Annotated in this window: 11 protein-coding genes; all 11 read left to right on the plus strand. The window is 67.6% G+C overall.

Going from position 1 to position 11,230, the window contains the following annotated elements:
* The first annotated feature begins 113 nt into the window (after positions 1 to 113).
* On the plus strand, positions 114 to 743 hold the full coding sequence (locus A5771_RS12890) for a TetR/AcrR family transcriptional regulator (protein WP_064855605.1): 630 nt from the start codon (positions 114 to 116) through the stop codon (positions 741 to 743).
* Between the two features lie 252 nt (positions 744 to 995).
* Positions 996 to 1,370, plus strand: a complete 375-nt coding sequence (gene rpsL / locus A5771_RS12895; RefSeq protein ID WP_064855606.1) for a 30S ribosomal protein S12 — start codon at positions 996 to 998, stop codon at positions 1,368 to 1,370.
* Entirely contained in the window at positions 1,370 to 1,840 is a 471-nt protein-coding gene (gene rpsG, locus A5771_RS12900) for a 30S ribosomal protein S7 (protein WP_064855607.1), read from the plus strand. The genes rpsL and rpsG overlap by 1 nt, the downstream gene beginning before the upstream one ends.
* Before the next feature lie 84 nt (positions 1,841 to 1,924).
* Complete coding sequence (gene fusA / locus A5771_RS12905; protein WP_064855608.1) at positions 1,925 to 4,027, plus strand: elongation factor G; 2,103 nt, start codon at positions 1,925 to 1,927, stop codon at positions 4,025 to 4,027.
* Positions 4,028 to 4,118: 91 nt separating this feature from the next.
* Positions 4,119 to 5,309 (plus strand): elongation factor Tu, encoded by a 1,191-nt coding sequence (gene tuf / locus A5771_RS12910; protein WP_064855609.1) that lies wholly within the window; start codon positions 4,119 to 4,121, stop codon positions 5,307 to 5,309.
* A gap of 187 nt (positions 5,310 to 5,496) precedes the next feature.
* On the plus strand, positions 5,497 to 6,327 hold the full coding sequence (locus A5771_RS12915) for a mycofactocin-coupled SDR family oxidoreductase (protein WP_234783041.1): 831 nt from the start codon (positions 5,497 to 5,499) through the stop codon (positions 6,325 to 6,327).
* A 33-nt stretch (positions 6,328 to 6,360) separates the two neighbouring features.
* Positions 6,361 to 7,539 carry an NAD(P)/FAD-dependent oxidoreductase gene (locus A5771_RS12920; RefSeq protein ID WP_428844409.1) on the plus strand — a complete coding sequence of 393 codons (1,179 nt, stop codon included), beginning with the start codon at positions 6,361 to 6,363 and terminating at the stop codon, positions 7,537 to 7,539.
* Positions 7,540 to 7,627: 88 nt separating this feature from the next.
* Complete coding sequence (locus A5771_RS12925) at positions 7,628 to 8,671, plus strand: phosphotransferase family protein (protein WP_064855611.1); 1,044 nt, start codon at positions 7,628 to 7,630, stop codon at positions 8,669 to 8,671.
* Between the two features lies 1 nt (position 8,672).
* The gene (locus tag A5771_RS12930; protein ID WP_064855612.1) at positions 8,673 to 9,431 is read left to right on the plus strand and encodes an SDR family NAD(P)-dependent oxidoreductase; all 759 of its coding nucleotides are present in this window, start codon (positions 8,673 to 8,675) and stop codon (positions 9,429 to 9,431) included.
* Between the two features lie 72 nt (positions 9,432 to 9,503).
* Positions 9,504 to 10,802 carry an acyl-CoA dehydrogenase family protein gene (locus A5771_RS12935; protein ID WP_064855613.1) on the plus strand — a complete coding sequence of 433 codons (1,299 nt, stop codon included), beginning with the start codon at positions 9,504 to 9,506 and terminating at the stop codon, positions 10,800 to 10,802.
* The coding region (locus A5771_RS12940; protein ID WP_234783042.1) for a TetR/AcrR family transcriptional regulator at positions 10,799 to 11,230 on the plus strand (432 nt) is incomplete at its 3' end. The genes A5771_RS12935 and A5771_RS12940, both read left to right, overlap by 4 nt.

Raw genomic sequence — 11,230 nt, forward strand, 5'->3', positions numbered from 1 at the left:
TCGGCAAAGCTTACGTCGCGCCGGCTTGGCCGTACGCGGGTTCCCCTACATATCGGTGGATTAGAGTTCTTTGCTGATCTGTCCGGCACGCACTGCTACGAAGGGCAACCGCCATGTCAGCTCGACCAGACCTGCCGGCGGCGGGCGGTCGCTCGCGTGCCAACGGCAAATCGGGGGCGCGCCCGGTCAAGCTGAGCCGGGACGTCATCGTCAACGCTGCACTGAACTTCCTGGACCGCGAAGGCTGGGACGCGCTGACCATCAATGCGCTGGCCACCCAGCTGGGCACCAAGGGCCCGTCGCTGTACAACCACGTGCACAGCCTGGGGGACCTGCGCCGCGCGATGCGGATGCGGGTCATCGACGACATTCTCGAGATGCTGACCCAGGTCGGCCAGGGCCGGGCGCGCGACGACGCGGTGCTGGTGATGGCCGGGGCCTACCGCAGCTACGCCCACCACCACCCGGGCCGCTATTCGGCGTTCACCCGGATGCCGCTGGGCGGGGAGGACCCGGAGTACACCGCCGCTGCCACCCGCGCGGCCGCCCCGGTGATCGAGGTGCTGGCGTCCTACGGGCTCGACGGTGATCGGGCGTTTCACGCGGCGCTGGAGTTCTGGGCGGCGATGCACGGATTCGTGCTGTTGGAGATGACCGGGGTGATGGATGACGTCGACACCGACGCCATCTTCTCGGACATGGTGCGCCGGCTGGCGTCGGCGATGGAGAGCCGAACCGGGTAGCCGCCGCACAGCCCGAAAGGGCCGGGGCGACGCGCTTTGACCTGCCGGAGTCCAGGCGGGTATTGTGGTAGCTCGTGCCTGGCCACGAGGCGCGTTTGGTGACATAACGCGCGCGCCTGGCCCAATTCGCATGTCCATTATGCAGCGGAGGAATTCGCAGCGGCCCATGCGACACGCCCGACCGCGGGGTAGCGGTAGGGCACAGACCGCAGGATTTACAAGAGTTTGAACAGCGATACAGGAAGCCGGTAGATGCCAACCATTCAGCAGCTGGTCCGCAAGGGCCGCCGCGACAAGATCGGCAAGGTCAAGACCGCGGCCCTCAAGGGCAGCCCGCAGCGTCGTGGCGTGTGCACCCGCGTGTACACCACCACCCCGAAGAAGCCGAACTCGGCCCTTCGCAAGGTGGCCCGCGTCAAGCTGACCAGCCAGGTCGAGGTGACCGCCTACATCCCGGGCGAGGGTCACAACCTGCAGGAGCACTCGATGGTGCTGGTGCGTGGTGGCCGGGTGAAGGACCTGCCGGGTGTGCGCTACAAGATCATCCGCGGCTCGCTGGACACCCAGGGGGTCAAGGGCCGCAAGCAGGCCCGCAGCCGCTACGGCGCCAAGAAGGAGAAGAGCTGATGCCGCGCAAGGGCCCCGCACCGAAGCGTCCCCTGGTCTCCGACCCGGTCTACGGGTCGCAGCTGGTCACCCAGCTCGTCAACAAGGTCCTGCTGGACGGCAAGAAGTCGCTGGCCGAGCGCATCGTCTACGGCGCGCTGGAACAGGCCCGGGACAAGACCGGCACCGACCCGGTCGTGACGCTCAAGCGTGCGCTGGACAACGTCAAGCCGGCCCTCGAGGTGCGCAGCCGCCGCGTTGGTGGTGCCACCTACCAGGTACCGGTCGAGGTGCGCCCCGAGCGCTCCACCACGCTGGCCCTGCGCTGGCTGGTCAGCTTCTCCAAGGCCCGTCGTGAGAAGACCATGGTCGAGCGTCTCGCCAACGAGATCCTGGATGCCAGCAATGGCCTGGGTGCGGCCGTCAAGCGGCGGGAAGACACTCACAAGATGGCCGAGGCGAACCGGGCGTTCGCGCACTACCGCTGGTGATCCAGCCGGCGCGGTGCCAAATTTTGGCGCCGTGCCCAGCGCGACAAAAGCAATTGACGTAATCGAAAGAGTGGGAAGACTGCTGTGGCACAGGACGTGCTCACCGACCTGAACAAGGTCCGCAACATCGGCATCATGGCGCACATCGATGCCGGTAAGACGACGACGACCGAGCGGATCCTGTACTACACCGGTGTCAACTACAAGATCGGTGAGACGCACGACGGCGCCTCGACGACCGACTGGATGGAGCAGGAGCAGGAGCGCGGCATCACCATCACCTCGGCCGCGGTGACCTGTTTCTGGAACAACAACCAGATCAACATCATCGACACCCCGGGCCACGTCGACTTCACCGTCGAGGTGGAGCGGTCCCTGCGTGTTCTCGATGGCGCCGTCGCGGTATTCGACGGCAAGGAGGGCGTCGAGCCGCAGTCCGAGCAGGTGTGGCGGCAGGCCGACAAGTACGACGTGCCGCGGATCTGCTTCGTCAACAAGATGGACAAGCTGGGCGCGGACTTCTACTTCACCGTGCGCACCATCCAGGAACGCCTCGGCGCCCGCCCGCTGGTCATCCAGCTGCCTATCGGCGCGGAGAACGACTTCGAGGGCATCGTCGACCTGGTCGAGATGAAGGCCAAGGTCTGGCGCGGCGAGACCAAGCTCGGCGAGACCTACGAGACCGTCGACATCCCGGCCGATCTGGCCGACAAGGCCGAGGAGTACCGGACCGCGCTGCTGGAGGCCGTCGCCGAGACCGATGAGGCGCTGCTGGAGAAGTACCTTGGCGGCGAGGAGCTCTCGGTCGAGGAGATCAAGGCCGGCATCCGCAAGCTGACGGTCTCCTCGGAGCTGTACCCGGTGCTGTGCGGCAGCGCGTTCAAGAACAAGGGCGTTCAGCCGATGCTGGACGCGGTGATCGACTACCTGCCGTCGCCGCTGGACGTCGAGTCCGTGCAGGGCCACGTGCCCGGCAAGGAAGACGAGGTCATCAGCCGCAAGCCCAGCATCGACGAGCCGTTCTCGGCGCTGGCGTTCAAGATCGCGGTGCACCCGTTCTTCGGCAAGCTGACCTACGTGCGGGTGTACTCGGGCAAGGTCGAGTCCGGCACCCAGGTGATCAACTCGACCAAGGGCAAGAAGGAGCGGCTGGGCAAGCTGTTCCAGATGCACTCCAACAAGGAGAATCCGGTCGACTCGGCCTCCGCCGGCCACATCTACGCGGTGATCGGCCTCAAGGACACCACCACCGGCGACACGCTGTGCGACCCGGCCAACCAGATCGTGCTGGAGTCGATGACCTTCCCGGCGCCGGTCATCGAGGTGGCGATCGAGCCCAAGACCAAGAGCGACCAGGAGAAGCTGGGCCTGGCGATCCAGAAGCTGGCCGAAGAGGACCCGACCTTCAAGGTCCACCTCGACCAGGAGACCGGCCAGACTGTGATCGGCGGGATGGGCGAGCTGCACCTGGACATCCTGGTGGACCGGATGCGTCGCGAGTTCAAGGTCGAGGCCAACGTCGGCAAGCCGCAGGTGGCCTACAAGGAGACCATCCGCCGCAAGGTGGAGAAGGTCGAGTACACCCACAAGAAGCAGACGGGTGGCTCGGGCCAGTTCGCGAAGGTTCTCATCGACATCGAGCCGTTCACCGGCGAAGACGGGGCGACCTACGAGTTCGAGAACAAGGTCACCGGTGGCCGCGTTCCCCGCGAGTACATCCCCGCGGTGGACGCCGGCGCCCAGGACGCCATGCAGTACGGCGTGCTGGCCGGCTACCCGCTGGTCAACCTCAAGGTCACCCTGACCGACGGTCAGTACCACGATGTCGACTCCTCCGAGATGGCCTTCAAGGTGGCCGGCTCGCAGGCGCTGAAGAAGGCTGCCGCAGCGGCGCAGCCGGTGATCCTGGAACCGATCATGGCCGTCGAGGTCACCACGCCCGAGGACTACATGGGCGATGTGATCGGCGACCTGAACTCCCGCCGTGGTCAGATCCAGGCCATGGAGGAGCGCAGCGGTGCGCGTGTCGTGAAGGCGCAGGTTCCGCTGTCGGAGATGTTCGGCTACGTCGGCGACCTCCGGTCGAAGACCCAGGGCCGGGCGAACTACTCCATGGTGTTCGACTCCTACGCCGAAGTGCCGGCGCAGGTGTCGAAGGAGATTATCGCGAAGGCGACGGGCGAGTAACTAGTTTTTCGCCCGTGCCGCTACGGTGGCACAAACCCAAAATGATCAAACCTGCTGTAACCCAGCACCAACAAGTCCAGGAGGACAAGAAGTGGCGAAGGCGAAGTTCGAGCGGACGAAGCCGCACGTCAACATCGGGACCATCGGTCACGTTGACCACGGCAAGACCACGCTGACCGCGGCTATCACCAAGGTTCTGCACGACAAGTACCCGGACCTGAACGAGTCGCGTGCGTTCGACCAGATCGACAACGCTCCCGAGGAGCGTCAGCGCGGTATCACGATCAACATCTCCCACGTGGAGTACCAGACTGAGAAGCGGCACTACGCCCACGTCGACGCGCCGGGCCACGCCGACTACATCAAGAACATGATCACCGGTGCCGCCCAGATGGACGGCGCGATCCTGGTCGTCGCGGCCACCGACGGCCCGATGCCGCAGACCCGCGAGCACGTGCTGCTGGCCCGTCAGGTCGGCGTGCCCTACATCCTGGTGGCGCTGAACAAGTCCGACATGGTCGATGACGAGGAGCTCCTGGAGCTCGTCGAGCTGGAGGTCCGCGAGCTGCTGGCCGCCCAGGAGTTCGACGAGGAGGCCCCGGTGGTCCGGGTGTCGGCTCTGAAGGCGCTCGAGGGCGACGAGAAGTGGGTCAAGTCCGTTCAGGACCTGATGGAGGCCGTCGACGAGTCCATCCCGGACCCGGTCCGCGACACCGACAAGCCGTTCCTGATGCCGGTTGAGGACGTCTTCACCATCACCGGTCGTGGCACCGTGGTCACCGGTCGTGTCGAGCGTGGCGTGATCAACGTGAACGAGGACGTCGAGATCGTCGGTATCAAGACCACCACCACCAAGACCACCGTCACCGGTGTGGAGATGTTCCGCAAGCTGCTGGACCAGGGCCAGGCCGGTGACAACGTCGGTCTGCTGATCCGCGGTATCAAGCGCGAGGACGTCGAGCGTGGCCAGGTTGTGGTCAAGCCCGGCACCACCACCCCGCACACCGAGTTCGAGGGTCAGGCCTACATCCTGTCCAAGGACGAGGGCGGTCGCCACACGCCGTTCTTCACCAACTACCGTCCGCAGTTCTACTTCCGCACCACCGACGTGACCGGTGTGGTGAGCCTGCCGGAGGGCACCGAGATGGTGATGCCCGGTGACAACACCGAGATGAGCGTGAAGCTGATCCAGCCCGTCGCCATGGACGAGGGTCTGCGGTTCGCCATCCGTGAGGGTGGTCGTACCGTCGGCGCCGGCCGGGTCACCAAGATCATCAAGTAGTTTCGCCGCGCGACACAAAAGCCCTCGACTCAGGTCGAGGGCTTTTGTGCGTTGCGACGTGCGGTTTATTCGGCAAAAGCGGCCTTCCCCCGACCAAACCGCACCGTCGGCGATACGGCGGCCCGCCGAGTGCGGCGGCCGTGGGGGACCTAGAACAGGTTCCAGTTTCAGCTGCTAGCCTCGTCGCGTGAGCCAGAACGAGAAGCACGAACTGCAGGGCAAGGTGGCGCTGGTCACCGGCGCGGCGCGCGGCCAGGGCCGGGCGCACGCGATCCGGCTGGCGGCCGCGGGCGCCGACATCATCGCCTGCGACATCTGCGCACCGGCGTCGGAGGCGATCACCTATCCGGCGGCCACGCCCGACGATCTCGCCGAGATGGTCGCCGGGGTCGAGGCGCACGGCCGCAAGGTGCTGGCCCGTCCCGTGGACGTGCGCGACGACGCCGCGCTGCGCGCCCTGGTCTCCGACGGGGTGGAGCAGTTCGGCCGGCTCGACGTGGTGGTGGCCAACGCCGGAGTGCTGAGCTGGGGCCGGCTTTGGGAGCTCACCGACGAGCAGTGGAACACCGTCATCGACGTCAACCTGACCGGCACCTGGCGCACCATCCGGGCGGCGGTGCCGGCGATGATCGAGGCCGGCAACGGCGGCTCGATCGTGATCGTCAGTTCCTCGGCCGGGGTGAAGGCCACCCCCGGCAACGGCCACTACGCGGCCTCCAAGTACGGCCTGGTGGCCCTGACCAACACCCTGGCGCTGGAGGTCGGCGAGCACGGGATCCGGGTGAACTCGATTCACCCCTACTCCGTGGACACCCCGATGATCGAGCCGCAGGTGATGGCCAAGATCTTCGGCGACCACCCCGACTTCCTGCACGCCTTCCCGCCGATGCCGTTGCGCCCCAACGGTTTCATCACGTCCGAAGAGGTCGCCGAGGTGGTGGTCTGGCTCGCCGGCGCGGGCTCCGGCGTCCTTACTGGTGTGCAGATCCCGGTCGACAAGGGCGCTTTGAAATACTGAGCGCTCTGCTGGGACCACACTAGGGGGATCGACGTGCCCGAACGCGGGATCGTCATCGTCGGCGGCGGCGTGGCGGCGGTGCGCACCGCCGAGGAACTGCGGCGCGAGGAGTATGCCGGGCCGATCACCATCGTCTCCGACGAGGCCCGCCCGCCGTACGACCGGCCGCCGCTGACCAAAGACGTGCTGCGCGGCGAACGCGACGACAGCACCCTGGAACCGCCGGAGTTCTACGCCTCACGCGACATCGACCTGCGGCTGGGCTGCGGCGCCCGCGGGGTTGACACCGCGGCACAGACCGTGACGCTGGCCGACGGCACCGTCCTGGCCTATGACCAGCTCGTCATCGCCACCGGGCTGGTGCCGCGGCGCATTCCCAGCCTCGGCGACGTCAACGGCATCCGGGTGGTCCGCTCGTTCGAAGACAGTCTGGTGCTGCGCGGCGACGCGGCCGCCGCCCGCCGCGCGGTGGTGATCGGCGCCGGTTTCATCGGCTGTGAAGCGGCGGCCAGCCTGCGCAAGCTCGGGGTGGATGTCGCGCTGGTCGAGCCGCAACCGGCCCCGCTGGCCGGCGTGCTCGGTGAGCAGATCGGCGAACTGGTGGCGCGGTTGCACCGGGCCAACGGCGTCGACGTCCGCAGCGGCGTCGGGGTCGCCGAGGTCCGCGGCGCCGGCCATGTCGAGACCGTCGTGCTGGCCGACGGTGCCGAGCTGGCCGCCGACCTGGTGGTGCTCGGCGTGGGCTCCCGGCCGGCCACTGAGTGGCTGGAGGGCTGCGGCATCGAGCTGGGCAACGGAGTGCTCTGCGACCTGACCGGGCGCACCAGCGCACCCAACGTGTGGGCCGTCGGCGATGTGGCGTTCTGGCGCGGCCGCGGCGGCCACGAGATCCGGGTGGAGCACTGGAGCAACGTCGTCACCCAGGTGCGGGTCATGGTCCCGGCGATGCTGGGCCGGGAATCCCTGCACGACGTGGCGGTGCCCCCGTACTTCTGGAGCGACCAGTACGACGTCAAGATCCAGTGCCTGGGCGAGCCGCAGGCCACCGACACCGTGCACCTGGTCGAAGACGACGGCCACAAGTTCCTGGCCTACTACGAGCGCGAGGGCGTGCTGGTCGGTGTCGTCGGCGCCGGCCGGCCCGGCAAGGTGATGGGGGCGCGGGGCAAGATCGCCACCGGCGCCCCGATCTCCGAGGTGCTCAACCCCTAGGTCACCGTTAAGCCCCCGCGCATGCGGGAGCCCTTCCATTTTCGGCGGAGAACGGTATTCTCCGTACGGAGATTGAAAGGTGCGGCTCATGGACGGTGGGCAGGATTCCCGGCTCGACGCGGCGGCGCTGGAGCGCTGGCTGGATGCCAACGCCGCACCCGGCCAGGGCGAGCTGCCGGTGCTGGAACCGCTGACCGGCGGCTCACAGAACACCCTTTACCGGCTGCGCCGCGGCGAAGCCACCATGGTGCTGCGGATGCCGGGCGCGCGGGCGGACGCCGCCCGGATCGACGGGCTGCGCCGCGAGATCCGGCTGGTGCGGGCGCTGTCGGGAACCGATGTCCCGCACGCGGAGCTGATCGCCGCCGACGACAACGGCGACCTGATCGGCATGCCGTTCTACGTGATGGCCGAGGTGGACGGCTGGAACTCCACCGGCAACGCCTGGCCGGGCCCGTTCGACACCGACCTGGCCGCCCGCCGCGGCCTGGCCCTCGAGTTGGTCGAGGGCGCCGCCCGCCTCGGCCGGCTGGACTGGCGCGCCCGCGGGCTCGACGGGTTCGGGCGCCCGGACGGATTCCATGAGCGCCAGGTCGACCGCTGGCTGGCGTTTCTGGACAGCTACCGGGTGCGCGAGTTGCCCGGGCTGGACGACGCGTCGGACTGGCTGCGGCGCAACCGTCCCGACCATTACACCCCGGGCATCATGCACGGCGACTACCAGTTCGCCAACGTGATGTACGCCCACGGTGCTCCGGCGAAACTGGTCGCGATCATCGACTGGGAGATGACCACCATCGGCGATCCACTGCTCGACCTGGCCTGGGCGCTGCTCGGCTATGACGGCGAAAACCCGCGCACCCACGGCTATTACGCCGACCTCGCGGGCATGCCGACCCGCAGCGAGCTACTGGAGCGCTACGAGCAGGTCAGTGGACTGTCCACCGAGAACATCGACTACTACCTGGTGCTGGCCAACTGGAAACTCGGGATCGTGCTGGAGAAGACCTACGCCGCATCGGTGACCGGCTCTCAAGTCGACCCGGCGATTGCCGCCGCGATGGGCCCGATGATCCCGCAGTTGATCGCCAACGCCGCCGAACTGGCCCGCTCGCTGCCGTCGGTTCGCTGACATGGGATACGCCGACGGACTGTTCGACCTGACCGACCGGGTGGTGCTGGTCACCGGCGGCAGCCGGGGACTGGGCCGACAGATGGCGTTGGCCGCCGCCCGCTGCGGCGCCGACGTGGTGATCGCCAGCCGCAAACTCGATGCGTGCCAGGCGGCCGCGGCCGAGATCGAGGCCGAAACCGGACGCAGCGCCCTGCCGCACGCGGTGCACGTCGGGCGCTGGGATGAGCTCGACGGTCTGGTCGAGGCGGCCTATGGGCGGTTCGGCAAGGTCGATGTGCTGGTCAACAATGCGGGTATGTCGCCGGTCTACGACAAGCAGACCGACGTCACCGAGAAGATGTTCGACGCGGTGGTCAACCTCAACCTCAAAGGACCGTTTCGGCTCTCGGCGCTGATCGGTGAGCGGATGGTGGCCGCGGGCCGGGGCTCGATCATCAACGTTTCCACCCATGGCTCGCTGCGCCCGCACCCGTCGTTCATCCCCTACGCGGCGTCCAAGGCCGGCCTCAACGCCATGACCGAGGCGCTGGCCCAGGCCTTCGGCCCGACGGTGCGGGTCAACACCTTGATGCCGGGGCCGTTTCTCACCGATATCGCCAAGGCCTGGGATTTCGATGTAGCGAATGCATTCGGGCACTTCGCCTTGCAGCGCGCCGGAGAGCCGCGCGAGATCGTCGGCGCCGCACTGTTTTTGATGTCGGACGCCTCCAGCTACACCACCGGTTCGATCGTGCGGGCCGACGGCGGCATTCCCTAGGCGATCGCAAGCGCGGCGGAGCCGGGCGCAGCGGGTCGCCGCTAATGAACCTGACAGACAGGGAGTAGAGACATGGCCTGGGATTTCTCCACCGAACCGGAGTTCGAGGCGAAGCTGGACTGGATCCGGGCGTTCGTGCGCGACGAGGTCGAACCGCTCGAGGTGCTGTTCCCCGGCTGCGAATACCTGCCGCTGGACGACCAGCGCCGCCGGATCGTCGATCCCCTCAAAGACCAAGTGCGCGAGCAGGGACTGTGGGCGCCGCATCTGGGCCCCGAACTCGGCGGGCAGGGGTTCGGTGCGGTCAAGCTGGCCTTGATCAACGAGATCCTGGGCCGGTCCAGCTGGGCGCCGATCGTGTTCGGCACCCAGGCCCCCGACACCGGCAACGCCGAGATCCTGGCCCGCTTCGGCACCGCCGACCAGAAGGACAAGTATCTGGCCGGGTTGCTGTCCGGGGAGATCTTCTCCTGCTTCTCGATGACCGAACCGCAGGGCGGCGCCGACCCGCGGGTGTTCACCACGAAAGCTGTTCGTGACGGGGATGACTGGGTGATCACCGGGCGAAAGTACTTCTCCTCCAACGCCTCGGTGGCGTCGTTCTTCATCGTGGTGGCCATCACCGACCCGGACGTGCCGGTGCACCGAGGCGCGTCGACCTTCCTGATCCCGGCCGGCACACCGGGTCTGGTCATCGAAGCCACCCACCACCTGGTGGGCTCGCATCCGCACGAGGCGGGCCATTCGCTGGTGCGCTACGACGACGTGCGGGTGCCGGCGGACGCGATCCTTGGCGAACCGGGCCGGGGCTTCCTGATCCTGCAGAATCGGCTGGCCGGCGGGCGGCTGCACCACGCCATGCGTTCGATCGGGGTGGCGCAGCGCGCCATCGACATGATGGCCCGGCGCGCCAAAAGCCGTTTCACCCAGGGCAGTTCACTGGCCGACAAGCAGCTGGTTCAGGCGTTCATCGCCGACTCGTATGCCGAGCTGATCCCGTTCCGGTTGACGGTGCTGCACGCCGCCTGGCTGATCGACACCGCCGGCGAGCACGCGGCTCGCGCCGAGATCGGGGTGTGCAAGATCCTGGCCTCGCAGATCCTGAAGTCGATCGGGTTGCGCGCCATTCAGGTTCACGGCGCGATGGGTCTGACCGAGCAGCTGCCGTTGACCAATGTGCTGTTGGGCGGGGTGGCGCTCGGGCTGGCCGACGGGCCCACCGAGGCGCACAAGGTGAACCTGGCCCGGCTGCTGCTCAAAGACTATGAGGCCGAGGACCCGGAGTGGCCCAGCGAGTTCCTGGACAACCGCATCGAGGCCGCCCGCGCCAAGTACGGCGACCTGGTCGACCGGATTCCCGCGGTGCCATGACCACCCGTGTCGATGCCGCGGTGCACCGCGCGCTCGACGACCGCCAGCAGCAGGCCACCGCAGAGGTGGAGCGCATCCTGGCGGCCGCCGTGACGGTGCTGGAGCGGGTGGCGCCCGAAGAACCGCGGGTGTCCGACATCGTGGCCGAGGCCGGGTCGTCGAACAAGGCGTTCTACCGCTACTTCACCGGCAAGGACGAACTCTTCCAGGCGGTGATGGAGCGCGGCGTGGCCATCGTCGTCTCCTATCTGCAGCACCAGCTGGCCAAGGAGAGCACCCCCGCCGGTCGGGTGGAGCGGTGGATACGAGGTACCGTCGCGCAGGTGTCCGACCCGCACCTGTTGAGCATGAGCCGCGCCGCCACCCGTTCGGTGAGCAGATCGTGCAACGGGCGGAGGATCTCGTCATCGGAGACCCCGGCGGCCCCC

It is taken from the genome of Mycolicibacter sinensis (genome assembly GCF_001667375.1).
Lineage (GTDB): Bacteria > Actinomycetota > Actinomycetes > Mycobacteriales > Mycobacteriaceae > Mycobacterium > Mycobacterium sinense_A.

What these genes read in the sequence shown, in the direction of transcription:
- A5771_RS12930 (WP_064855612.1), top strand. Translation starts at nt 8,673, where the DNA reads ATGGGATACGCCGACGGACTGTTCGACCTGACCGACCGGGTGGTGCTG.
- rpsG (WP_064855607.1), top strand. Translation starts at nt 1,370, where the DNA reads ATGCCGCGCAAGGGCCCCGCACCGAAGCGTCCCCTGGTCTCCGACCCG.
- A5771_RS12925 (WP_064855611.1), top strand. Translation starts at nt 7,628, where the DNA reads ATGGACGGTGGGCAGGATTCCCGGCTCGACGCGGCGGCGCTGGAGCGC.
- A5771_RS12890 (WP_064855605.1), top strand. Translation starts at nt 114, where the DNA reads ATGTCAGCTCGACCAGACCTGCCGGCGGCGGGCGGTCGCTCGCGTGCC.
- rpsL (WP_064855606.1), top strand. Translation starts at nt 996, where the DNA reads ATGCCAACCATTCAGCAGCTGGTCCGCAAGGGCCGCCGCGACAAGATC.
- A5771_RS12935 (WP_064855613.1), top strand. Translation starts at nt 9,504, where the DNA reads ATGGCCTGGGATTTCTCCACCGAACCGGAGTTCGAGGCGAAGCTGGAC.